This window comes from Micromonospora chersina, from assembly GCF_900091475.1.
GTDB lineage: Bacteria > Actinomycetota > Actinomycetes > Mycobacteriales > Micromonosporaceae > Micromonospora > Micromonospora chersina.
Genome location: NZ_FMIB01000002.1, coordinates 2481092 through 2503053, shown reverse-complemented (window position 1 = coordinate 2503053; position 21962 = coordinate 2481092). Strand labels below are relative to the sequence as shown.

The 21962-nt window shown below is 74.7% G+C and carries 19 protein-coding genes and 2 pseudogenes; 9 read left to right on the top strand and 12 right to left on the bottom strand.

What is annotated here, in order from left to right:
• Positions 1–36 precede the first annotated feature (36 nt).
• Complete coding sequence (locus GA0070603_RS11345; RefSeq protein WP_091311484.1) at positions 37–1011, bottom strand: Acg family FMN-binding oxidoreductase; 975 nt, start codon at positions 1009–1011, stop codon at positions 37–39.
• A gap of 188 nt (positions 1012–1199) precedes the next feature.
• Between GA0070603_RS11345 and GA0070603_RS11340 the strand changes: the two genes are divergently transcribed.
• Positions 1200–1838, top strand: a complete 639-nt coding sequence (locus GA0070603_RS11340) for a response regulator (protein WP_091311481.1) — start codon at positions 1200–1202, stop codon at positions 1836–1838.
• 24 nt (positions 1839–1862) lie between these two features.
• On the opposite strand, the gene GA0070603_RS11335 is transcribed toward GA0070603_RS11340, so the two are convergent.
• Both GA0070603_RS11335 and GA0070603_RS11330 read right to left on the bottom strand, forming a co-directional pair.
• The gene (locus GA0070603_RS11335; RefSeq protein ID WP_208863028.1) at positions 1863–3533 is read right to left on the bottom strand and encodes a GAF domain-containing sensor histidine kinase; all 1671 of its coding nucleotides are present in this window, start codon (positions 3531–3533) and stop codon (positions 1863–1865) included.
• Positions 3534–3625: 92 nt separating this feature from the next.
• The gene (locus GA0070603_RS11330) at positions 3626–4633 is read right to left on the bottom strand and encodes an Acg family FMN-binding oxidoreductase (protein WP_091321832.1); all 1008 of its coding nucleotides are present in this window, start codon (positions 4631–4633) and stop codon (positions 3626–3628) included.
• A gap of 183 nt (positions 4634–4816) precedes the next feature.
• Here GA0070603_RS11330 and GA0070603_RS11325 point away from each other — a divergent pair, with 183 nt between their 5' ends.
• Positions 4817–7162 (top strand): heavy metal translocating P-type ATPase, encoded by a 2346-nt coding sequence (locus GA0070603_RS11325; protein WP_091311475.1) that lies wholly within the window; start codon positions 4817–4819, stop codon positions 7160–7162.
• On the opposite strand, the gene GA0070603_RS11320 is transcribed toward GA0070603_RS11325, so the two are convergent.
• The 7 genes from GA0070603_RS11320 to GA0070603_RS11290 form a co-directional block, all read right to left on the bottom strand.
• A complete protein-coding gene (locus GA0070603_RS11320; protein WP_091311473.1) occupies positions 7117–7779 on the bottom strand; it encodes a ribonuclease FAU-1 family protein in 663 nt (220 codons plus the stop codon). The two genes, GA0070603_RS11325 and GA0070603_RS11320, sit on opposite strands and share 46 nt — an antisense overlap.
• Positions 7780–7878: 99 nt before the next feature.
• A complete protein-coding gene (locus tag GA0070603_RS11315; protein WP_091321830.1) occupies positions 7879–8745 on the bottom strand; it encodes a universal stress protein in 867 nt (288 codons plus the stop codon).
• 8 nt (positions 8746–8753) lie between these two features.
• Positions 8754–11156: a phosphoketolase family protein gene (locus GA0070603_RS11310; RefSeq protein ID WP_091311470.1), complete on the bottom strand. Its 2403-nt coding sequence runs from the start codon at positions 11154–11156 to the stop codon at positions 8754–8756.
• A gap of 127 nt (positions 11157–11283) precedes the next feature.
• Complete coding sequence (locus GA0070603_RS11305) at positions 11284–12120, bottom strand: universal stress protein (protein ID WP_091311467.1); 837 nt, start codon at positions 12118–12120, stop codon at positions 11284–11286.
• A gap of 67 nt (positions 12121–12187) precedes the next feature.
• Complete coding sequence (locus tag GA0070603_RS11300; protein ID WP_091311464.1) at positions 12188–13012, bottom strand: oxidoreductase; 825 nt, start codon at positions 13010–13012, stop codon at positions 12188–12190.
• Positions 13009–13575 (bottom strand): TetR/AcrR family transcriptional regulator, encoded by a 567-nt coding sequence (locus tag GA0070603_RS11295; protein WP_091311462.1) that lies wholly within the window; start codon positions 13573–13575, stop codon positions 13009–13011. Before GA0070603_RS11295 ends, GA0070603_RS11300 begins: the two co-directional genes overlap by 4 nt.
• Before the next feature lie 77 nt (positions 13576–13652).
• Complete coding sequence (locus GA0070603_RS11290; RefSeq protein ID WP_091311459.1) at positions 13653–14453, bottom strand: PP2C family protein-serine/threonine phosphatase; 801 nt, start codon at positions 14451–14453, stop codon at positions 13653–13655.
• A gap of 106 nt (positions 14454–14559) precedes the next feature.
• Here GA0070603_RS11290 and GA0070603_RS11285 point away from each other — a divergent pair, with 106 nt between their 5' ends.
• The 7 genes and pseudogenes from GA0070603_RS11285 to GA0070603_RS11260 all read left to right on the top strand — a co-directional run bounded on the left by GA0070603_RS11285 (position 14560) and on the right by GA0070603_RS11260 (position 19860).
• The gene (locus tag GA0070603_RS11285) at positions 14560–14796 is read left to right on the top strand and encodes an HTH domain-containing protein (RefSeq protein ID WP_089010418.1); all 237 of its coding nucleotides are present in this window, start codon (positions 14560–14562) and stop codon (positions 14794–14796) included.
• Positions 14796–14999, top strand: a pseudogene (locus GA0070603_RS32720) (Clp protease N-terminal domain-containing protein); the annotation flags it as partial. The gene GA0070603_RS11285 and the pseudogene GA0070603_RS32720, both read left to right, overlap by 1 nt.
• Before the next feature lie 168 nt (positions 15000–15167).
• Positions 15168–15368 (top strand): annotated as a pseudogene (locus GA0070603_RS32715) (Clp protease N-terminal domain-containing protein); the annotation flags it as partial.
• A gap of 117 nt (positions 15369–15485) precedes the next feature.
• Positions 15486–16493 carry a diacylglycerol/lipid kinase family protein gene (locus GA0070603_RS11275; RefSeq protein WP_091321828.1) on the top strand — a complete coding sequence of 336 codons (1008 nt, stop codon included), beginning with the start codon at positions 15486–15488 and terminating at the stop codon, positions 16491–16493.
• Positions 16486–17487: a YihY/virulence factor BrkB family protein gene (locus GA0070603_RS11270; RefSeq protein WP_091311454.1), complete on the top strand. Its 1002-nt coding sequence runs from the start codon at positions 16486–16488 to the stop codon at positions 17485–17487. The genes GA0070603_RS11275 and GA0070603_RS11270 overlap by 8 nt, the downstream gene beginning before the upstream one ends.
• Before the next feature lie 68 nt (positions 17488–17555).
• Positions 17556–19046 carry a phosphatase PAP2 family protein gene (locus GA0070603_RS11265; protein WP_091311451.1) on the top strand — a complete coding sequence of 497 codons (1491 nt, stop codon included), beginning with the start codon at positions 17556–17558 and terminating at the stop codon, positions 19044–19046.
• Between the two features lie 10 nt (positions 19047–19056).
• The gene (locus tag GA0070603_RS11260; RefSeq protein WP_091311448.1) at positions 19057–19860 is read left to right on the top strand and encodes an endonuclease/exonuclease/phosphatase family protein; all 804 of its coding nucleotides are present in this window, start codon (positions 19057–19059) and stop codon (positions 19858–19860) included.
• A gap of 150 nt (positions 19861–20010) precedes the next feature.
• Here the strand turns inward: GA0070603_RS11260 and GA0070603_RS11255 are convergent, their stop codons facing one another.
• Positions 20011–20856: an alpha/beta fold hydrolase gene (locus GA0070603_RS11255; protein ID WP_244282494.1), complete on the bottom strand. Its 846-nt coding sequence runs from the start codon at positions 20854–20856 to the stop codon at positions 20011–20013.
• Positions 20853–21815: a TIGR03557 family F420-dependent LLM class oxidoreductase gene (locus GA0070603_RS11250; protein WP_091311445.1), complete on the bottom strand. Its 963-nt coding sequence runs from the start codon at positions 21813–21815 to the stop codon at positions 20853–20855. The genes GA0070603_RS11255 and GA0070603_RS11250 overlap by 4 nt, the downstream gene beginning before the upstream one ends.
• Positions 21816–21962: the final 147 nt, after the last annotated feature.

Genomic DNA, 21962 nt, shown 5'->3' with positions numbered 1-21962 from the left:
CCGGCCCGCCACCCGCGGGGACGCTCGCTGCGAGGGTCAGGCCTGCACCACCGGCAGGTCGAGCACCTCGTCGACCGGGCGGCGCGGGGTGGCGCGGCCGGGCTGGCCGAACCCGATCCGCATCACCATCTGCGGGGTGCCGAACCGGCCGAGGGACAACCGCAGCGCCTCCCGCGCCCCGGGCACCTCGATGGGCTGGGAGAGCATCGACACGCCCAGCCCGGCGTCGGTGGCGGTGAGCAGCACGCGTTGCAGGGCCTGCCCGGCGACGATCTGGTCGGTGGCGGTGTTCCCGGGCGAGCCGAGCACGGCGACCAGCGGCTCCGGTTCGAAGTCCCGGCCCGGCGCCCGGTTGCGGCCGCCGAAGCCGCGCTGCGGCAGCAGGTCCTGGGGTTCGCTCTGCGGCCCGCCCGCGGCGGTCGGCACCCCGTCGGGGGACGGCTCCGAGCGGATCCACTCGGTGCGCTCGGTGACGTACGCGGGGTCGCGCTCCAGCACCCGGTGCGCGCTGCGGGCGATCTCGGCGAAGGCGTTGACGGCGCTGGTGCCGATGACCAGTTCCAGCCAGCACTGCTCGGCGCGGGCGGCCTCGCCGAGGCGCCAGCGCGCGTCGGCGGGGACCGGGTCGGGCCAGAACGGCGCCCGGTTGCTGAACCGGCGGGCGATCGCCCCGTGCAGGCTCTGCTCGGCGGGGCTCGGGCGGCGCGGCACGTCCGGGACGAGCCGGGCCACCACGTCCGGGTCGCCGGGGTACGGGCGGAGCCGGACCGTGGCCGGCGTGCCCGCCACGGCGAGCGACAGCCGCAGGTTGAACAGGGCGGCGCCGCAGGCGATCCGCGCGCCCCAGCCGCTCGGGTCGGTGGCGGGCAGCCGGCGCAGCGGGTCGACGGCGAGTTCGATCCCGCCGTCCCGCAGCCGGAACCGCCAGGGCTGGGTGTTGTGCAGCGACGGCGCGCGCACCGCGTCCGCGGCCGCGGCCCGCAGCTGTTCGACGGTGTAGCCCGTGGTCATGGTGTTGCTCCCTCCGTGCGGGCGGTGTCGCCCTGCCGGTCGGTCCATCCCCACGGTGCGTCACCGGGCGGGTGCGTGAGCAGGGCCGGAGGTCCCCACCTCGGCGGGTCCGTCTGCCCGGCCGCGGCGCGCCACGGTAGGGACCTTCGGCCCGTGCGCATCGCCGGGGCGGCGGGTAGAAAGGACGGATGATCCGGGTGTTCCTGCTCGACGACCACGAGGTCGTCCGTCGTGGCCTTGCCGACCTGCTGCAGAGCAGCGGCGACATCGAGGTGGTCGGCGAGTCCGGCTCCGCCCAGGAGGCGGCCCGCCGCATCCCGGCGCTGCGCCCCGACGTGGCGATCCTCGACGCCCGGCTGCCCGACGGCAACGGCATCGACGTCTGCCGGGACATCCGCGCCGTCGACTCGTCGATCAAGGGGCTGATCCTGACCTCGTACGAGGACGACGAGGCGCTCTTCGCGGCGATCATGGCCGGCGCCGCCGGCTACGTGCTCAAGCAGATCCGCGGCACCGACCTGGTGGACGCGGTCCGGCGGGTGGCGGCCGGCCAGTCGCTGCTCGACCCGGCGATCACCACCCGGGTGCTGGAGCGCATCCGCAGCGGCGTCGAGCAGCCACGGGAGCTGAAGTCCCTCACCGAGCAGGAGCGGCGGATCCTGGAGTACGTGGCCGAGGGGCTCACCAACCGGGAGATCGCCGGCAAGATGTTCCTCGCCGAGAAGACCGTGAAGAACTACGTCTCCAGCGTGCTGGCCAAGCTCGGCCTGGAGCGGCGTACGCAGGCGGCGGTGCTGGCCACCCGGCTGCTCGGCAAGACGAACTGAGGCGTGGGGCGCGCCCCCGCCCGGTCAGTCGAGCAGGGGGACGCTCCAGCGCAGCTCGGTGCCGTGCGGGGCGACCCGGCTGAGCTGGAACTCGCCGCGCAGCCGCTCGGCCCGCTCGCGCAGGTTGACCAGGCCGCTGCGGGCCGCCTCCGGGTCACAGCCCACGCCGTCGTCGGTGACCGTGACGGTCACCCACCCGTCGTCGACCTGCACGCGCACCGACACCCGGTCGGCGTGCGCGTGGCGTACCGCGTTGGAGAGCGCCTCCCGGAGCACGGCCGTGAGCTCGGGGCGCAGCTGGTCCGGGACGGCGCTGTCGATCGGGCCGACGAGGTCCAGGTCGGGCCGGTAGCCCAGCGACTCGGCGGCCACCTCGATGGCCTCGCGGATCTCGGTGCGCAGCGCGGCGCTCATCGGGGTGCGCAGCTCGAAGATGGTGCGGCGGATGTCGCGGATGGTCGCGTCCAGGTCGTCGACCGCCTGGTTGATCCGCTTGGCCACCTCGGGGCGGGCGTTCATCGCCCCGCTCTGCAGTTGCAGGCCGGTGGCGAAGAGCCGCTGGATGACCACGTCGTGCAGGTCGCGGGCGATCCGCTCGCGGTCCTCCAGGACCACCAGCAGCTCCCGCTCCTCCTGGCCCCGGGCCCGTTCCATGGCCAGCGCGGCCTGGCCGGCGAAGCTGCCCAGCAGGGCCACGTCGTCCTCGGCGGCGGGACCGTGGTCGGGCAGGTGCGCGATGACCAGCACACCGTGCAGGGTGTCGGCCGCGGCGAGGGGGGAGACCACGGCCGGCCCGGCGACCACCGGGTGTGACCAGGGAGCCGCCTCGGCGAGGTTCTCCAGCAGCTCGTGGCGGCGTTCGGTGACCGAGCCCACGAAGGTGGTCTCGTCGGCCGGCAGCACCTCGCCGACCAGCTTGCGGGCGCTGCCGTCGGCGCCGTCGACCACCTCGACGGTGAACTGACGCTCGTCCTCGTCGTAGAGCAGCACGAGGGCCAGTTCCGCCTCGGCGACCTCCCGCGCCCGCCGCGCCACGAGGGTCAGCGCGTCGGTGCGGCGGACCTCGCCGAGCAGCACCGAGGTGATCTCGGCGGTCGCGGCCAGCCACCGTTCCCGCCGGTGCGCCAGGGCGTAGAGGCGGGCGTTCTCGATCGCCACGCCGGCCGCCGCGGCGAGCGCGACCACGATCTCCTCGTCGTCCTCGGTGAACTCGGCGGCGCCCTGCTTCTCGGCGAGGTAGAGGTTGCCGAAGACGTGGTCGCGGATCCGCACCGGGACGCCGAGGAAGCTGTGCATCGGCGGGTGGTTCGGCGGGAAGCCGTAGGACTGGGGATGCTGGGTGATGTCCGGCATCCGCAGCGGCCGCGGGTCGTCGATGAGCAGGCCGAGCACACCCCGCCCGTGCGGCAGGTCACCGATCTTCGCGTGCAGCTCGTCGCTGATGCCGTGGACGATGAAGTCGTGCAGCAGCCGGTCGGGGCCGATCACGCCGAGCGCGCCGTAGCGGGCGCCGACCAGCTCGCAGGCCGACTCCACGATCCGCTGGAGGGTGCTGCGCAGGTCGAGGTCGGTGCCGATGCCGACGACCGCGTCGAGCAGGGCGCGCAGCCGCTCCCGGTTGGTGACCACCTCGCCGACCCGGTCCAGCATCTCCTGGAGCAGCTCGTCGAGGCGTACCCGGGACAGCGGGGTCAGACCCAGCGACGGGGTGGCGTGCTCGTTGCGGGGGTTCGGTGCGCTGGCCACCGGACGATGCTATCGCCCGGTGGCCGGCCGAACGAGATCCCTCAGGGGAGCTGGCCGCGTACCGCCGAGGTGTCGACGGTCTGCGCGGTCTCCAGGCGCGGGGTGTGCGGGGGGCCGGCATGCGTCGGGTCGGCCAGGCCGAGGCGCATCGAGATGTACGGGAAGCCCAGGCCGGAGAGCATCTGCCGGAGCGTCTGGCGGGTGCTCTCGACCTCCACCACGCCGGACAGCGGGACCAGCGACACGCCGTGCCGGGTGGCGGTGAGCCAGGCGGCGGACAGCGCCTCCCCGGCGCGCAGCCAGCTGTCCGGCTCGTCCTCGGTGCCCCAGAGGATCCCGTAGACGGCGGCCCGGTCGTGCCCCTCACCGACGGGCAGGGTGCCCGTGCCGAAGTCGCGGGCCGGAACGGTGGTCTGGGGGGCCTGCTCCGGCAGCACCTCCGGCGGGAGCCCGGTGCCGGCGGCGGCCCGGCTGGTCCAGTACGCCAGCTCCTCCTGCAGTTCCGGGCTGCCCTTCTCGACCGCGGCGGCCTGCTGGGCGGCGGCGGCCAGCTCGATCTTCTGGTCGTCGTCGAGCACCTGCAGGTTGACGCCCTCCCGGGTGGCCGCCCGGTCGATCTCGCCCAGCACGGCGGTCGGGATCGGCTCGTCGCTGACCGGCCGGCGGTCGGTGTGGCGGACCTGCATGCACTGGACCGTGCGCATGGCGTCCGGGTCGGCGCCGGTGGGCTTGAATCCGGTCAGCCGGGCGAGGAGATCGGGCTGGCCGGGGTCGGGCACGCGCTCCACCACCGGCGTCCAGCCCTCGGCTGCCAGCGCCATCCGGGCGTGGTGCAGCGCGGCGCCGCAGCTCACCACCAGCAGCCGGCCCTCCGGGTCCAGGGCGCTGAGGTGCCGCTCCCGGACCACCCGCAACTCCAGCGAGTCGGGGAGGACGGTCCAGTGCCACGGCTGGGTGTTGTGCACCGAAGGGGCGTGGCCGGCCATTCCGGCGGCCTCCGCGAGTGCGGTGGTCAGCGGGCGATCGGTAGCCGGCGTCTCGTGGCTCATCGTCACGACCTTTCCTGTTTCTCCCCATCGTGCCCCACGCCCCGGGTCGCCCGGGTGGGGATGCCGCTCCATCCTCGGTCATGTCCGGGCCGACCGCACGCGCCGCCCGTCCGGGCCCTCCGACCCGTCGCATTACCCAGGTTTGCCCTACCCCGGCCACACCGCCGCTGGGACGATCCACACGTGGGGGCCGAACCGCGCGAGTGCGTACCGGAGCAGCCGGTGCGAAGCCGCCGGGTGGACGTGCGGGAATGGGGCCCGCTGATCCTGCTCACCCTGGCCGTGCTGGCCGGCGCCGGGCTGTGGTTCGCCGGGCGGCGCGGCGCGGCCGACCTGGTCTGGGCGGCGGTGACCCTCGTGGCGCTGGCGCCGGCCGTCTGGACCACGCTGCGGCAGCTCTGGCGGCGGCAGTTCGGGGTGGACGTCATCGCGGTGCTCGCACTGGCCGGCGCGCTGCTGGTCGGCGAGTACCTGGCCGGCGCGGTGATCGCCGTGATGGTCGCCACCGGCCGGGCCCTGGAGGAGTACGCCCAGCGCCGGGCCACCCGCGACCTGCGGGCGCTGCTGGAACGGGCGCCCCGGCAGGCCCGGCGGCGCACCCCGGACGGCCGGATCGAGGTGGTGCCGCTGGACCGGGTCGCCGTGGGCGACCGGCTGGTGGTCGGCCCCGGCGACGTGGTGCCCGTGGACGGGACCGTCGAGGAGCCCGCCACGCTGGACGAGTCGGTGGTGACCGGCGAGTCGCAGCTCGTCACCCGCGCCGCCGGCGAGCAGGTCGCCAGCGGCGTGGTCAACGCCGGCGCCGGCTTCGGGCTGCGGGCCGGGAAGAGCGCGGCGGAGAGCACGTACGCGGGGATCGTCCGGCTGGCCGAGGAGGCCACCGCGCGCAAGGCCCCGATGGTCCGGCTCGCCGACCGGTACGCCGCCGCGTTCGTGCCGTTCACCCTCGTGCTGGCCGGGTTGGCCTGGCTGCTCTCCGGCGAGTTCCTGCGGGCCGTGGCGGTGCTGGTGGTGGCCACCCCGTGCCCGCTGCTGCTGGCCACCCCGATCGCCATCGTGTCCGGGCTGTCCCGGGTGGCCCGCCGGGGCGTGCTGGTCCGCGACGGCGGGTCGCTGGAGCTGCTCGGCCGCGCGCGTACCCTGCTGCTGGACAAGACCGGCACGCTCACCGCGGGCCGCCCGCGCGCCGCCGAGACGGTGGTCGCCCCCGGCGGCGACCGGGACGAGCTGCTGCGGCTGGCCGCCTCCGTCGAGCAGCTCTCCCCGCACGTGCTGGCCGCCGCCCTGGTCCGGCAGGCCCGCGACCAGGGGCTGCCGCTGGCCGAGCCGGCCGAGGTCACCGAGGAGCCGGGCCGCGGGGTGACCGGCCGGGTCGACGGCCGGCTGGTCCGGGTCGGCCAGCTCGCCGGCGAGCCGCCCGAGTGGGCGCACCGGATCCGCGAGCGGGCCGAACTGGCCGGGCGCTCCACCGTCTGGGTCAGCGACGAGCACGGCCCGCTCGGCGCGATCCTGCTGGAGGACCCGGTGCGGCCGGACGCGCGGCGTACCGTCCGGCGGTTGCGCGAGGCCGGGCTGGACCGGCTCGTCATGGTGACCGGCGACCGGCCGCGCACCGCCCACCAGGTCGCGCAGACCGTCGGCGTGGACGACGTGATCGCGCAGTGCTCGCCGGGGGAGAAGGTCGCCCGGGTAAAGGCCGAGTCGGGCCGGGCGGTGACCGTCATGGTCGGCGACGGGGTGAACGACGCCCCGGCGCTGGCCGAGGCGCACGTCGGGGTGGCCATGGGCGCCACCGGTGCGACCGCGTCCGCCGACGTGGCCGACGCCGTCCTCACCGTGGACCGGCTGGACCGGCTCGCCGACGCCGTCGAGATCGCCCGGTACGCCCGCCGCATCGCGGTGCAGAGCGCCACCGTCGGGATGGCGCTGGCCGTGGTGGCCATGGTGGTGGCCGCGGCCGGCGGGCTGCCCCCGGTCGCCGGCGCGTTCCTCCAGGAGGGCATCGACGTGCTGGTGATCCTCAACGCGCTGCGCGCCCTCGGTGGCGGCCTGCGCCGCCGGGAGGTGCCCCCGCACACCCGCGAACTCCTCGACCGGTACGCCGGCCAGCACGGCGACATCCGCGACGTGCTGGCCCGGCTCCGCGACACCGCGGACCTGGTGGCGATCCGGCCGACCGCCCCGGAGTGCGTGCCGGCGCTGCGGGAGGTGCACCGCCGGCTGGTCGACGAGGTGCTGCCGCACGAGGCGGCCGAGGAACGGCAGCTCTACCCGGCCCTGGCCGGCCCGCTCGGCAGCGAGGAGGCCACCTCGACGATGAGCCGGGCGCACGTGGAGATCAGCCGGCTGGTGGACCGGATCGGCGGTCACCTGGCGGCTCACCCGGACGGCCTGCTGCGCCCCGACGAGGTGCCCGACCTGCTCGCCGCGCTCTACGGCCTCGACGCCGTGCTCCGCCTGCACCTGGCGCAGGAGGAGGAGGACTACTTCTCGCTCAGCCCCGCCGAGGACCGCCCCGACACCCGCTGACCCACGGGCGCCGTCCCGTCCGGCGCCAGCCGCAGCGTCGGCCAGTCCGGCTCGGGTCGGAAGTCCGTGTGGGTGCCGTCGAACGGGAACGCCCCGGCCTCGATCAGCGTGACCACCCGCTCGGCCTCGGCGCGTACCGCCGCGGCGGTGGTCCGGTCGAGGTAGAGCGGGTGGCCGGTCCGGGCCTCCAACTCGTCGTCGTCCTTCCACTCCCAGCGGCGCTCCGGCGTCACGACGATGTCGAGGAGATGGTCGTTGGTGTCCACCCCGTCGGGCCGACGGACGTACGGCGTCTCCAGGTTCACGTACCACCCGGCGAAGTCGCCGTCGCGGAAGAACCACCACACGGAGTGCGCGGCGCCGGGCGGCATGAGCACCAGGATGTCGTAGCCCGTCCAGGTCAGCACCGTCAGCCGAGGCTCGCGCATCCGGTCGATGGTCAGCTCGTGCTGGGTGTTGCCGTCGGCGTCGACGATGCGGGCGAAGTCGCTGCCCGCCGGGTGCCAGAGCAGCAGCCCCCGGTCGTCGTCGGCGACCACCCGCATGGGTTGCACCCAGGTGCACCAGTCTCCGCGGACATACCTACGGGTGATGACCCGCCCCGGTGTGAATGTCATCGCCGCAGACTAGGGCGACCGTCGGTGGAACGCCATGGAGGTCACAACGGTCCGGAGACCTTCATGGCGTCCCACTCACCAACCGCGCGCCGGCGGGGTTCAGCGTTCGCGGACCACCGCTACCGGGCACTGGGAGTGGTGGATGAGTTGCTGGCTCACCGAGCCGAGCAGCATCCCGCGCAGCCCGCCCCGGCCCCGGGAACCGACCACCACGAGCTGTGCCCCGCGGCTCTCCTCGACCAGCAGCGCGGCCGGGTTGCCCGGGTTCGCCACCACCTCGACCGGCACGTCCGGGAAGGACTTCCGCCAGGAGGCGAGGTCCGCCTCGGCGGCGGCGCGCTCGGTCGCGCTGGCCTCCTCCGGGTCGAAGCCCGGCGGCACCCACCGCTCGCCGGGCGGCTCCCAGACCCGCAGCGCGCGCAGCGGCACGTCCCGCTGGGCGGCCCGCTCGAAGGCGAAGCCGAGCGCCTGCACGGAGGACGGCGAGCCGTCCACGCCCACCACCACCGGCCCGGAGGTGGCCGCCTGGCCGTCCCGGACCACGATGACCGGGCAGCGGGCGTGGGCGGCGACGGAGACGGCCGTGGAGCCGGCGAGCAGGCCGGCGAAGCCGCCGTGGCCCCGGCTGCCCAGCACCAGCATCTGCGCCTCGGCGGAGCGTTCCTGGAGGACCAGCGCGGGCGGCCCGTCGAAGACCTCGCCCCGCACGGTGAGGCCGGGCCGCTCGGCGGCGGCGTCCGCCGCCGCCTTGCGGACCAGGTCCTCGACCTGTCGCCGGGCCGTCTCGTCGGGCCAGACGCCGGGGGCCACGCCGGGACCGATCCAGCCGGCCACGGTCAGCCATTCGAAGACGTACGCCAACCGGACCGGCCGGCCGGAGCGTCCGGCCTCGTCCAGCGCCCAGTCCAGGGCCACCGACGCGTCGGTGGAGCCGTCGTAGCCGACGAGGATCTCCTCGCTGTCCAGGCTCGCGTTCACTGCCCGCTCCGCACGCCGGGGTCGGTCTCCCGGATCCAGCGCCACTCGGCGACCCGGGGGTCGTCCTCGCCGTACCGGCGGGTGTAGTCGCGGCAGGCCTGCCGGGCGTCGACCATCTCCTGGCGCAGGTGGGCGGCGCGCGAGCGCAGCCCGGGCAGCCGGTCGATGACGTCGATGACGAGGTGGAAGCGGTCCAGGTCGTTGAGCATCACCATGTCGAACGGCGTGGTGGTGGTGCCCTCCTCCTTGTAGCCGCGGACGTGCAGGTTGTCGTGGTTGGTCCGCCGGTAGGTGAGCCGGTGGATCAGCCACGGGTAGCCGTGGTACGCGAAGATGACCGGCTTGTCGCGGGTGAAGATGGTGTCGAACTCGCTGTCGGGCAGGCCGTGCGGGTGTTCCGACGGCGGCTGGAGGCGCATGAGGTCGACCACGTTCACCACCCGGACCTTCAGGTCGGGCAGGTGCCGGCGGAGCAGGTCGGCCGCCGCGAGGGTCTCCAGGGTCGGCACGTCGCCGGCGCAGGCGAGCACCACGTCCGGCTCCTCGCCGTCGTCGGTGCTGGCCCAGTCCCAGATGCCCAGGCCGCGGCGGTTGTGCTGGATGGCCTCGTCCATGGTCAGCCAGTTGGGCGCCGGCTGCTTGCCGGCCACCACCACGTTGATGTAGTGCCGGCTGCGCAGGCAGTGGTCCATGGTGGAGAGCAGGGTGTTGCCGTCCGGCGGCAGGTAGACCCGGACGACCTCGGCCTTCTTGTTGACCACGTGGTCGATGAAGCCCGGGTCCTGGTGGGAGAAGCCGTTGTGGTCCTGCCGCCAGACATGGCTGGAGAGCAGGTAGTTCAGCGAGGCCACCGGCTCCCGCCAGGGGATCTGCCGGGTCACCTTGAGCCACTTGGCGTGCTGGTTGACCATCGAGTCGACGATGTGGATGAACGCCTCGTAGCTGGTGAAGACGCCGTGCCGGCCGGTCAGCAGGTAGCCCTCCAGCCAGCCCTGGCACAGGTGCTCGGAGAGCACCTCCATCACCCGGCCGTCGGGGGAGAGGTGGTCGTCGCCCGGGACCTGGCTGCCCACGAACGCCCGGTCGGTGACCTCGAAGGCGGCGCCGAGCCGGTTCGAGGCGACCTCGTCGGGCCCGAACAGGCGGAAGGTCTCCGGGTTGCGGCTGATCACGTCGCGGATCCAGGGGCCCAGCGCGCCGGTGGCGCCGGCCATGGGCGCGCCCGGCTCCTTGACGTCGACGGCGTAGTCACGGAAGTCCGGCAGCTCCAGGTCGCGCAGCAGCCGCCCGCCGTTGGCCACCGGGTTGGCGCTCATCCGCCGGTCGCCCGTCGGGGGCAGCTCGGCCAGTTCGGCGACCGGCCCGCCGGTGGCGTCGAACAGCTCCTCCGGCCGGTAGCTGCGCAGCCAGCTCTCCAGCTCGGCCAGGTGCGCCGGGTTGTCCCGGACCTCGTCGACGGGCACCTGGTGGGCGCGGAAGGTGCCCTCGACGTGCTTGCCGTCGACGTCCTTCGGGCCGGTCCAGCCCTTCGGCGTACGGAGGATGATCATCGGCCAGCGGGGTCGCTCGACCTCGCCGCCCGAGCGGGCCCGGCGCTGGATCTCGGCGATCTCGTCGACCGCCCGGTCCAGCGTCGCGGCGAGGGTCTGGTGCACCCGGGCCGGGTCGTCGCCCTCGACCACGTACGGCTGGTAGCCGTAGCCGCGCATCATCTCGTGCAGGTCCTCGGCGGGGATGCGGTCGAGCACCGTCGGGTTGGCGATCTTGTAGCCGTTGAGGTGCAGGATGGGCAGCACCGCCCCGTCACGGGCCGGGTTGAGGAACACGTTGGACAGCCAGCTACCGGCCAGCGGCCCGGTCTCCGCCTCGCCGTCGCCGATCACGCAGGCCACCAGCAGATCCGGGTTGTCGAACGCGGCCCCGTACGCGTGGCTCAGCGCGTACCCCAGCTCGCCGCCCTCGTGGATCGAGCCCGGCACCTCCGGTGCCACGTGGCTGGGGATGCCGCCGGGGAAGGAGAACTGGCGGAACAGCCGCTGCATGCCGGTCTCGTCGCGGGGGATGTGGTGGTAGAGCTCGCTGTACGTGCCCTCCAGCCAGGTGTTGGCCACCAGGGCCGGACCGCCGTGGCCGGGGCCGGTGACGAAGATGGCGGACAGGTCCCGGGCCACGATGACCCGGTTGAGGTGCGCGTACAGGAGGTTGAGGCCGGGGCTGGTGCCCCAGTGGCCCAGCAGCCGCGGCTTGATGTGCTCGGGCTTGAGCGGCTCGCGGAGCAGCGGGTTGTCGAGCAGGTAGATCTGCCCGACGGTCAGGTAGTTCGCCGCTCGCCAGTAGGCGTCGAGCCGACGCAGCTCGTCTTCGGTCAGTGGGCTGTGCAGGTCCAGAGCGGTGTCCATGCTGCGTTAGCCTCTCGCGGCTCGGGGTCTTCTGCCACCCGGAAGCGGATCGGCCGCCCCCGGCACGTCCAGCCTCGTCCTCCACCGGGCGGACGCGTCAGGGCCGTAGGTCCCGGCCGGGCGGGCGTCACGACCCGTCCTCCTCGTCGTCGGGGTCGAGTCCACGTACGACGATCACCGGGGCCGGCGAGTGGTAGAGCAGCGTCTGGCTGACCGCGCCCAGCATGCCGCGCAGCGGCTCGTCGCCGCGTGCCCCGACCAGCGCGACCTGCGCCGAGCGCGACTGTTCCAGCAGGACGCCGCCGGGGTCGCCGCGGACGGTGTGGCACTCGGCGGCCACCCGGGGGTGCCGGGCCGCGTGCCGGGCGACGGCCTCCTCGAGCAGGTGCTCGGCGCCGTCGGGCTGGTGGTTGGGCTCCACCACCTGGATGGTCAGCAGCCGGGCGCCCCGGCTCTCGGCGCAGTCGAAGGCGTAGCCCAGGGTGGCGCGGGAGCTGTCCGACCCGTCGAACCCGACCAGCACCGGCCCCGGCGGGGGCGGTTCGAGCCGGCCGACCAGCACCGGGCAGCCGGCCCGGGCGGCGAGCTGCACGGCCGGCGCGTCGGCCGGTACGCAGGACGCGCAGCCAGCCATGCCGCCGTCGCCGACGGCCAGCAGGAACGCCGAGTCCGAGGCCCGGATCAGCGCCTCGACCGGGGAGCCCTCGACGATCTCGTCGGTCACCGGCACCGTGGGCGCGGCCTCGGCGGCCGCCTGCCCGGCCTTCTCCAGCAGCTCCTCAGCGGCGGCGCGCGGGCCGCTCACCGAGAACGACTCCAGGGCCGCGGCCCAGTTGAAGGCGTGCAGCAGGTGCAGCGGCCGGTCGTGCGCGGCGGCCTCCGCGGCGGCCGTGCGGACCATCTGGAGGTCCTCGGCCGAGCTGCCCACGCCGACCACCACCGCGCCGTGGGTGGGTGCGGGCATCCCGGCTCACCTCCCGACCGCGCTCTCCTCACCCACCGTAGTCGGGTGGTCGCGCGCTCGGACCGGGTCAGCGGAACTGGAGCCGGTTCACCGTGTCGAAGACGCGGGCGCCGAGCAGCCGGCGGGTGTGCACCATGGCCCAGGCGGCGGCGGTGACGAGGTAGCGGGTGCGCGGCCGGCGGCCGGTCGCCGCGCGCTCGATGACCCGGGCCACGGTGTCCGGCGTGGCCGAGAGCAGCCGGTTCCGGTACGACCGCGCCATCACCGCGTCCACGGTCTCGACCATCCTCCGGTACGGGCTGCCCGGGTCGGCGCCGGCGCCCAGGGAGGAGGAGGCCACCGCGCCGAAGCCGGTGCGGATCAGGCCGGGCTCGACGATCGCCACGTCCACGCCGAACGGGCGCACCTCCTGCCGCAGGGCGTCGGAGATGGCCTCCACGGCGTACTTGCTGGCGTGGTAGTAGCCGCCGCCGGGGAAGACCAGCCGCCCGCCCATCGAGCTGACGTTGACGATCCGGCCCCGGCCGGCCCGGCGCATGCCGGGGAGCACGAGCTGGGTGAGCCGGGCGAGCCCGAACACGTTCGTCTCGAACTGGGCGCGCACCCGGTCCAGCGCGGTCTCCTCGATCGGGCCGTACTCGCCGTAGCCGGCGTTGTTGACCAGCACGTCGACGTGGCCGTGCGCGGTCTCGACCGCGGCCACCGCGGCGCGCATGGAGTCCTCGTCGGCCACGTCGAGGGGGAGCAGCCGGGCGCCGGAGTCGGCGAGGTCGGCGATCGCGTCGAGGTTGCGCGCGGTCGCGTACACGGTGAGGTCGGGGCGGCGGGCGAGCCGGCGGACGGTGGCCCGGCCGATGCCGGAGGAGGTGCCGGTGACGAGGACGGTGGTCATGCGGGGTCTCCCGGGTGGGTGGGCAGGCCCGCGACGACGAGCGCGACGCCGTCGCGCAGCCGCCGCCGGGGCAGGTCGGGGTCGGTGAGGTCGGCCTCCAGGCCGCGGGTGAGCGCGACCAGCACGTCGGCCACCGCGCGGGCGCGGGGCCCGGCGGCGTCGGCCAGCGCGCCGGCCACCACGTCGGTCAGCTCCCGGGTGTACGCCTCGACGAGGTCGCCGGTGAGCTTGGTGCTGGTGTCGAGCAGTTCGGTGGCGTGCCGGCTCTCCCGGTGCAGCCGGAGGGTGAGTTCCAGCTTGGCGGCGAGCACGTCGTGCAGCCGCCGCGCCAGGTCGGCGCCGGGCGTGGCGGCGGCCTCGCGGGCCTGGGCGAGCGAGCCGTCGAAGAGCCGCTCGGCGAGCCGGCGGTAGGCGTCGTCCTTGTTGCGGACGTACTGGTAGACGGCGGGCCGGGACATACCGGCGGCCGCCGCGATGTCGTCCATCGTCGTGCGCCGCATCCCGTGCCGGGTGAAGCACTCGTACGCGGCGGTCAGGATCGTCTCCAGCCGGTCCTTCGACATGCTGACGATTCTTGCACAGATTGTCAGCCCGTCACAGGTGTCTCCCGCCACGTCGCCGTTCCCGGGGCCGGGGAGGGTCAGCGGGGCGCGGGCAGGGTGGGGTGGACGCGGACGACCGCCGCTGTGGCGTTGTCATCGCCGCCCTCGGCCAGGCTGGCGGCCAGCAGCGCCCGCACGGTCCCGGCCGGGTCGCGCCGCGCGGCCAGCAGGTCCCGCAGCCGGTGGTAGCCGATCTGGTCGCTCACCCCGTCGGTGCAGAGCAGCCAGGTGTCCCCGCTGCGGAGCGGCACGGCGAGCAGGTCCGGCTCGGGCCTGTCGGGGTGCCCGACGTAGCGCAGGAGCTGGTAGCGGGCCCGCGCCGCCTCCGGCGAGTCCGGCGGCCACCAGCCGTGCAGCAGGCCGAGCCAGGCCATCGTGTGGTCGACGGTCACCAGCTCCAGCAGCCCGTCGCGCAGCCGGTACGCCCGGGAGTCACCGAGCTGGACCAGCCAGCCCTGCGCCCCGTCCGGCTCGGCGACCAGGGCGGTGAGGGTGCACCCGGTCAGCCCGGCCAGTCCCGCTCCGGCCCGGCGTACCCGGAGCTGGGTCTCGGCCGTGGCGGCGCGCAGCCCGGCGGCGTCGACCGCCGGCCAGCCGGCGCGGACCCGCGCCACGAAGGTGCTCATCGCGGTGGCGCCGGCGACCCGGCTGCCCTCGCCGTCGCCCATGCCGTCGGCGACCGCGACCAGCGGCAGTTCCGGGTCGAGGTGCAGCACGTCGAAGTTCTCCGGGTAGCGGTGCCCGACCACGCTGCCCCCGGCGACCTCCAGGGTGAGCCGGCCGACGGCCAGCCGGCGGGGGGCCTGGACCGGCTGGTCCAGCGGGCGGCGGCGGAACACCTGCGGACCGTAACACCGGTCCGGGCCGCGGATCGGCAGGTCAGGGCCACGTGTCGGGGTGTCAACCGAGGTTGACAAGCCCCCTGCGTCAACCTATGTTGACAGCATGAGTCAGGCGACGGAACTCGCGGCGGCGGCCGGCAGCACCGACCCGAAGGTCGGCCTGCGGGCGGTGCTCGCCCTGCGCCGGCTGCTCGAACGGCTGGAGGTGGTCCAGGTGGACAACGCCCGACGGCAGGGCTGGTCCTGGCAGGAGATCGCCGACGCCCTCGAGGTCAGCCGGCAGGCGGTCCACAAGAAGCACGCCGGGCGACCGGCGGTCCGCGGAAGCTGGGAGGCGTGATGTTCGAACGGTTCACCGACCGGGCCCGCGCGGTGGTGCGGCACGCGGTCGACGAGGCGCGCACCGAGGGCCGGCGGCCGGTCGGCACCGAGCACCTGCTGCTCGGCGTGCTCGCCGACGGCGACAACCTGGCCGTACGGGTGCTGTCGGCCGGCGGCATCCGGGCCGACGACCTGCGTAAGGCCGTGGCCCGGCACACCGCGCACGGGGTCGACGGCCTCGGCGCGGCGGACGCGGCGGCGCTGCGCGAGATCGGCATCGACCTCGCCGCGATCGTCGCCCGGATCGAGGAGTCCTTCGGCCCGGACGCGCTGCGTGAGGCGGCCCCCGCCCCGCGTCGGTGGTGGGGTCGCCGCCCCGACAACGGCCGGTTCTCGCCACGGGCCAGAAAGGTGCTGGAACTGTCCCTGCGGGAGGCGCTGCGGCTGCGCCACCACCACATCGGCACCGAGCACATCCTGCTCGGCCTGCTGCGCGAGGGCAACGGGCTGGCGGCGCTGGTGCTCACCGAGGCCGGGGCCGACCTGGACGACCTGCGCGGGCGGGTCGAGGCGGCGCTGCGCACGGCGGCCTGACCGATCCGGCCGACCGCCGTCACGGGGCCGGCCGGTTTCAAACCTGTCTGCGGTTCTCGCAACGTCCCCGCCCGCCGGCTCGCTGACCCGCCCCGCGTGCTGCACACTGGCGCCGTGGACGGTGGAGACGACAAGCGCCCGGTGACCGCGGACAACCACACGCCGCGCTCGGCCGTGGTGGTCAACCCGGTCAAAGTGACCGATCTCGACGATTTCCGCCGGACGGTGGACGGCGCTCTCGCCGCCGCCGGCTGGCCCGAGCCGACCTGGTACGAGACCACGGTCGAGGACCCCGGCCGGGGCCAGGCCGCCGCGGCCGTCGAGGCCGGCGCCGAGGTCGTCTTCGCCTGCGGCGGCGACGGCACGGTGATGGCCTGCGTCACCGCGCTGGCCGGCACCGACGTGGCCCTCGCCGTGCTGCCCCAGGGCACCGGCAACCTGCTCGCCGCCAACCTCGGCCTCTCCAACGACCTGGCCGCCGGGCTGGAGGTCGCCGTCGAGCGGGGTATGCGCCGCCTCGACGTGGGCGCGGTCGGCGACCAGTGCTTCGCCGTGATGGCCGGGATGGGCTTCGACGCGCAGATGCTCGACTCCACCTCCGAGACGACCAAGAGGCGGATCGGCTGGCCGGCCTACCTCGTGGGCGCGGCCAAGCACCTCCGGGACCGGCCCATGCGGGTCTCCATCCGCATCGACGACGGGCCGCCGCTGCGCCGGCGGGCCCGCTCGGTGCTGATCGCCAACGTCGGCCGGCTCCAGGGCGGGGTGCGCCTGCTCACCGACGCCGAGCCGGACGACGGCTGGCTCGACGTGGCGGTGCTGACCCCGCGGACGCTCGGGCACTGGCTGGCCATGGGCTGGGCGGTGCTGCGGCGCCGCGACAGCGTCCCCCGCATGGAGGTGCTCCGGGGCCGCAAGGTCGTGATCACCAGCAACCGGGCCCAGCCCCGGCAGCTCGACGGCGACCTCATCGAGCCGGGCCGGTCGCTGAAGGCCGAGATCCGGCCCGAGTCGCTCTGGCTCTGCGTGCCGCGGCCGGAGCGCCACCCCGACCTGTCGGTGGACGCCGGCGCCGCCGCCGAGCGCGGTGAGCGGCTGGTCGAGGAGGCGCGCCGTGAGTAGCACCAAGCTCGTCCCCGAGACCCGGCTCATGGCGGAGACCGAACTCTCCGCCGACGACGCCTGGCGTACGCTGCGCCGGCACGGCGGCTGGCACCTGCTGCGGGACGCCTTCATCCGGTTCCGCTACGGCGACGGCTTCAGCCACTCCCGCGCCTTCGCGTTGCAGCTCTGCCTGGCCGTGGTGCCGTTCCTCATCGCGCTCACCGGCCTGATCACCGACCTGGGCGCCGACGAGGGCGGCAAGGTGGTCGCCGACACGGTGCTGGCCATCACCCCCGGCCAGAGCGAGTCGGTGGTCCAGGAGCTGCTGGCCGACACCGAGCGCACCGAGCACGCCGGCGAGCTGGCGCTCACCCTCGGTCTGCTGACCGGCCTGATCGCCCTCACCACCACCATGGCGCAGATCGAACGGGGCGCGAACCGGATCTACGGCGTCGAGCGGGACCGTCCGGCCCTGTTCAAGTACCTGCGCGCCGCCGTCCTGGCGCTCCTCGCCGGCGTGCCCGCGCTGACCGGGTTCCTGATCCTGGTCGGCGGCCGGGCGATGGGCGACTCCGTGCGGCGGCACTACGAGTGGGGAGAGGTGGCGCACGGCGCCTGGGACGTGATCCGCTGGCCGCTCAGCCTCGGCCTGACCGTGCTGGCCGTGGCGGTGCTGTTCCGGCACGCGCCCCGGCGCAAGCAGCCCGGGCTGTCCTGGCTCTTCTTCGGCGCCGGCATCGCCACCGCGCTCTGGTGGCTGGCCAGCCTGCTGCTCGCCGCGTACGTGAAGTACAGCGGCGGATTCGGTCAGACGTACGGCGCGCTGACCGGGATGATGGCCCTGCTGCTCTGGGCCAACCTGACCGGGATGGCGCTCTTCGGCGGACTGGCCTTCGCCGCCCAGCTGGAGGCCATGCGGATCGGCGTGGAGGAGCCCGCCCAGCCCGACCTCTGGGAGCCGGAGGCCGAGCGGGAGGACCTGGTCGACACCGGGGACATGACGGCCCTCTGACGGCCCGGCGTGTACGCGGAGCGGGAATCGGGTACAGCGCGCCTCGCAGAGGACAAGGGAGGTGCGGGGTGACCGCGGTCAAGGAGGCGACGCGCCGTCCGCTCGGCCACTTCGCCGAGCGGAGCCTGGCGGGGCTGCTCGTCGTGGCCGGCGCGGGCGTCGGGTTCGGCGTGCTGCTCATGCTCGTCCGGTTCCACTGGGGGCCGCTCTACCACGCCGACCACGAGGCGGCGGAGTGGTTCAACGGCCTCGTGGCGCCGCACCACCCGCTGGTGACCGTGCTCCAGGCGGTCACCGACCTGGGCGGCCGGCCGGTGCTCATCTGGCTGATCACCATCGCGGTGGTCGGCCTGCTGATCCGCCGCCAGTCCCGCCTCGCCGTCTACCTGATCATCACGGGCGTGGGCGGGCTGATCCTCGACCCGTCGCTCAAGGCGCTGGTCGGGCGGCTGCGCCCGGTGGTGGACGTGCCGGTGGCCAGCGCGCCGGGCAACAGCTTCCCCAGCGGCCACGCGCTCGGCTCGTTCGTCGCGTACGGGGCGCTGCTGCTGGTGTTCCTGCCGGCCGTGGCGCCGCGCTGGCGCAAGCCGGCCATCGCGGTCGCCGCCGTGCTGGTGTTCCTGGTCGGGCTGACCCGGATCGCGCTGGGCGTGCACTTCGTCTCGGACGTGCTCGGCGGCTGGCTGCTCGGCGCGGCCTGGCTGGGCGTCACCGCGTACGCCTTCCGGCTGTGGCGGCGCGAGCGCGGCCGGCCGGTGCCCCCGATCACCGAGGGCCTGGAGCCCGAGGCGGGGCAGGAGATCAAGCCGGCGCCGGCCGAGGAGCACGTGCTGGAGCACCCCCGCTCGTCGGTGGCCGAGCTGCTGGTCGGCTGGGTGCTCGTGTTCGGCGCGCTCTACGCCTTCGGCATGTACGTGAGCTACCACGCCAAGGGCACGATCTTCGACACCCTCGACACCGAGGTCCCGCGCTGGTTCGCCGCCCGGCACACCGACGGGCTCACCGACCTGAGCTGGTGGTGGAGCAAGTTCGGCGACACCCACGCCATCCTGCTGGTCTCGCTGGTGTTCTGCCCGATCGTGCTGGCGGTCTGGAAGCGCTGGCGGCCGGTGCTCTTCGTGGTCCTGGCCATGTTCGGCGAGCTGAGCCTCTTCCTGGCCAGTGCCCGCGTGGTGGAGCGTCCCCGCCCGGCCGTGGAGAACCTCGACGGGCAGATGCCCACCTCGTCCTTCCCGTCCGGGCACATCGCGGCGACCATCTGCCTGTGGACCGCCATGGCGATCATCGTGCTGCCGCGCACCGACCGTTGGTGGCGCTGGCTCTTCGTGGCGATGGCCGTGATCATGCCGGTCGGGGTGGCCACCTCCCGGATGTACCGGGGCATGCACCACCCCACCGACTTCATGGGCGCGATCCTGCTCGGCGCGCTCTGGCTCTCGCTGCTGTACTGGGTGGTCCGCCCCAACGCGGACGTGGCCCAGGGCAACAGGCCGGCCATCGAGTCGGAACAGGTGCACGAGCTGGACGACGAGCTGGCGAAGGCCGGCCGGGAGGACTGACCGGGCGCCGATGCTGCGAGTGATGACCTGGAACATCCGGACCGGCGGGCGGGACCGCGACGGCACCGACCGCCGGGACCGGATCGTCGCCGTGGTCACCGCGCAGCGTCCCGACCTGCTGGCCCTCCAGGAGCTGCGTGGGCTGGACCGGGGCGGCGGGCTGGCCCACCTCGCGGAGCGGACGGGAATGGTGCCGCACCTGGCCCGGTCCTGCTTCGGGCAGGCGGTGGCCGTGCTGGTCCGCCCGCCGCTGCGGACGCTCCGCTCCGGCCGGGTACGCCGCCCGTTCCACCACGCCACGGCCCTCGTCCAGGTGGCCACCGGGGCCGGCCCGCTGACCGTGTTCAGCACCCACCTGAACCCGTACTCGGGCGGCCGGCGGCGGATGGAGGCCGACTGGCTGGCGGTGGCGGTGCGGCGGACCGGTGGAGAGCTGGCCCTGCTCGCCGGCGACCTGAACACGCTGGAGCCGGCCGTCGACCACACCGCCCGGCTGGCCGGGCTCGGGGCCCTCTACCGGCGGCGTCACCTGCGCCGCGACGGCCGTACCGTCGACACCCGCGCGGTGGCCCGGCTGCGCGACGCCGGCCTGGTGGACCTCTGGCCGCACACCGGCGGCGGCGAGCCGGACGGGCTGACCGTGCCGACCCGGCACGGCGGGGCCGAGTTCGCCGGGATGCGGCTGGACTACCTGCTCGCCACCCCGGCGCTGGCCGCGACGGCCCGCGCCGTGCGGGTGGTCCGCGGCGGCGACGCGGACAGCGCGTCCGACCACTACCCGGTCGTCGCCGACCTGGCGCTGGCCCCCGGCTGACCGTCCGCGCCCGCGGTCGCCGAACGTCAGACAAGCAGGTTCAGCAGCACGGTCAGCACGACCGAGGCGAGGATCGAGAAGAGGATCATCAGCAGGCAGCCGAGGCCGCCGCCGACGGGCCGGATCTCCGTGTTTCCGATGCGCATGGACTCACCTTCGCAGGACGGGCGCCAGCAGGCCGCGGATCGCGTCGGCGACCGGACCGGGCGCGGTGGTGGCGACGTTGTGCGCGGCCCCCGGCACGGCGTCCGTCCGGGCGTCCGGGACCAGGCGGGCCGCCTCCGCCCGCCAGCCGGCCGGCACGACCGGGTCCCGGGCGCCGGTCAGCACCAGCGTCGGCACGGTGACCCGGACCAGGTCCGCCTCGATGGTGTTGCGCACCGAGTGGGACAGCGTGGCGAACACCCGCCAGGGACGCGCGTCGACGATGTCACGGAGCAGGATGGGCGCCTGCCATTTCGCCTCCCGCAGGGTGTCCACCAGCCACCGCCCGATCTGGCCCCGGCGGGACCGGGCGGCCGGGTCGCTCGTGGGGCCGGCCAGCACCAGCGCGCGGACCAGGTCGGGCCGGCGGGCGGCGAGCGCCGCGACCACCTCCGCGCCGAACGAGTGCCCGAGCAGGCAGACCGGCCCCAGCCGGTACGCGGCCAGCCACTCCGCGAGGAACGCGGCGTGCCGGGGCACGTCGTACGCCCGGCCGGGGCGCTCGGTCAGCCCGAAGCCGGGCAGGTCCGGCACGTACACCGGGTGGGTGGCCGACAGGGCCAGCGCCAGCGGGGTGAGGTAGCGGTGCGAGACGGCGAGGCCGTGCACCAGCACGACCGGGGTGCCGTCGCCGCCCGGGTCGGCCGACCGGCGGGTGTGCGTCCGCAGCCCGTCGACCAGTCGGAACTCGCTGGTCAGGCCGGCGGCCGGCCGGGGCGCCGCGAGGGCCAGCCGGAGTTCCGCCGGCCCGAAGCGCCCCGGTGGCGACGGCCGCACGGCGGGACCGGTCACAGCTCGCGCAGCCGGGGCAGCAGTTCCTCCTGGGCCCAGTCCAGGAACATCGGCTGGCTGTCCCCGCCGACCTGGACCAGCGCCACGTGGGTGAACCCCGCGTCGACGAACTTCTTGAACGCCTCGACGTGCCGGTCCGTGTCCGGCCCGCAGGGGATGCCCTCGGCCACGTCCTCCTCGCGGACGAACTGGGTGGCCGCCGCGAAGGCGTCGGGGCCGGGCAGGTCCGCGTTGACCTTCCAGCCCAGGCCGAACCAGCGGAACTGGTCGTGCACGATCTTGCGGCACTCGGCCTCGTCCGGGCCGTAGCAGATGGCCACCTGCCCGTAGCGGGGGCGGCCCGCGCCGCCGGCGTCCTCGTACATCTCGACCAGGTGCGGCAGCGGGTCGGTGGCGATCATGGCGTCGGCGTACTCGGCGGCGAGGGTGGCGGACTGCCGGCCCGAGGCGGCCACGGCCATCGGCACGGGCCGCTCCGGCCGGTCCCACACGTACGCGTCGGGCACGTCGAAGTGGTTGCCGGAGAAGGTCAGGGTCTCGCCGTTGAGCAGCGGCCGGATGATCTGGAGCGCCTCCTCGAACATCTCGTGCCGCTGCTGCACGTGCGGCCACCCGCCCACCACGTGCTCGTTGAGGTTCTCCCCGGCGCCGAGGCCGAGGGTGAACCGCCCGTCCGAGAGCACCCCGACCGTGCTGGCCTTCTGCGCCACCACGGCCGGGTGGTAGCGCCGGATCGGGCAGGTCACGAAGGAGAGCAGCTCGGCCCGGCTGGTGGCGTGGGCGACCGCGCCGAGCACCGACCAGGCGTACGGGGAGTGGCCCTGCGAGTCGAGCCACGGGTAGTAGTGGTCGGACATGACCAGGTGGTCGAAGCCGGCGGCCTCGGCGCGGACGGCGTGGTCGACAAGCTGCTTGGGGCCGGCCTGTTCGCACATGAGGGTGTAGCCGACGTTGACCATGGCACATCTCCTTCCGGGCGGATCGTCACCGGATACCCCGCGCAGCGGCGGTCAACCCTGGTGTCCGCTTCGGGGGGCCGGGCGTCTTGACGCCGGTGGGGATGCTGCCTACAGTCCGGCTTAACCGGTTCAGACCCGGTGGCGCAC

Bases quoted from the DNA above. Each gene is read 5' to 3' on its own strand.
- GA0070603_RS11340 (WP_091311481.1), top strand. From the start codon at position 1,200: ATGATCCGGGTGTTCCTGCTCGACGACCACGAGGTCGTCCGTCGTGGC.
- GA0070603_RS11345 (WP_091311484.1), bottom strand. From the start codon at position 1,011: ATGACCACGGGCTACACCGTCGAACAGCTGCGGGCCGCGGCCGCGGAC.
- GA0070603_RS11300 (WP_091311464.1), bottom strand. From the start codon at position 13,012: ATGACCACCGTCCTCGTCACCGGCACCTCCTCCGGCATCGGCCGGGCC.
- GA0070603_RS11305 (WP_091311467.1), bottom strand. From the start codon at position 12,120: ATGCCCGCACCCACCCACGGCGCGGTGGTGGTCGGCGTGGGCAGCTCG.
- GA0070603_RS11260 (WP_091311448.1), top strand. From the start codon at position 19,057: ATGCTGCGAGTGATGACCTGGAACATCCGGACCGGCGGGCGGGACCGC.
- GA0070603_RS11250 (WP_091311445.1), bottom strand. From the start codon at position 21,815: ATGGTCAACGTCGGCTACACCCTCATGTGCGAACAGGCCGGCCCCAAG.
- GA0070603_RS11295 (WP_091311462.1), bottom strand. From the start codon at position 13,575: ATGTCGAAGGACCGGCTGGAGACGATCCTGACCGCCGCGTACGAGTGC.
- GA0070603_RS11330 (WP_091321832.1), bottom strand. From the start codon at position 4,633: ATGAGCCACGAGACGCCGGCTACCGATCGCCCGCTGACCACCGCACTC.
- GA0070603_RS11285 (WP_089010418.1), top strand. From the start codon at position 14,560: ATGAGTCAGGCGACGGAACTCGCGGCGGCGGCCGGCAGCACCGACCCG.
- GA0070603_RS11320 (WP_091311473.1), bottom strand. From the start codon at position 7,779: ATGACATTCACACCGGGGCGGGTCATCACCCGTAGGTATGTCCGCGGA.
- GA0070603_RS11310 (WP_091311470.1), bottom strand. From the start codon at position 11,156: ATGGACACCGCTCTGGACCTGCACAGCCCACTGACCGAAGACGAGCTG.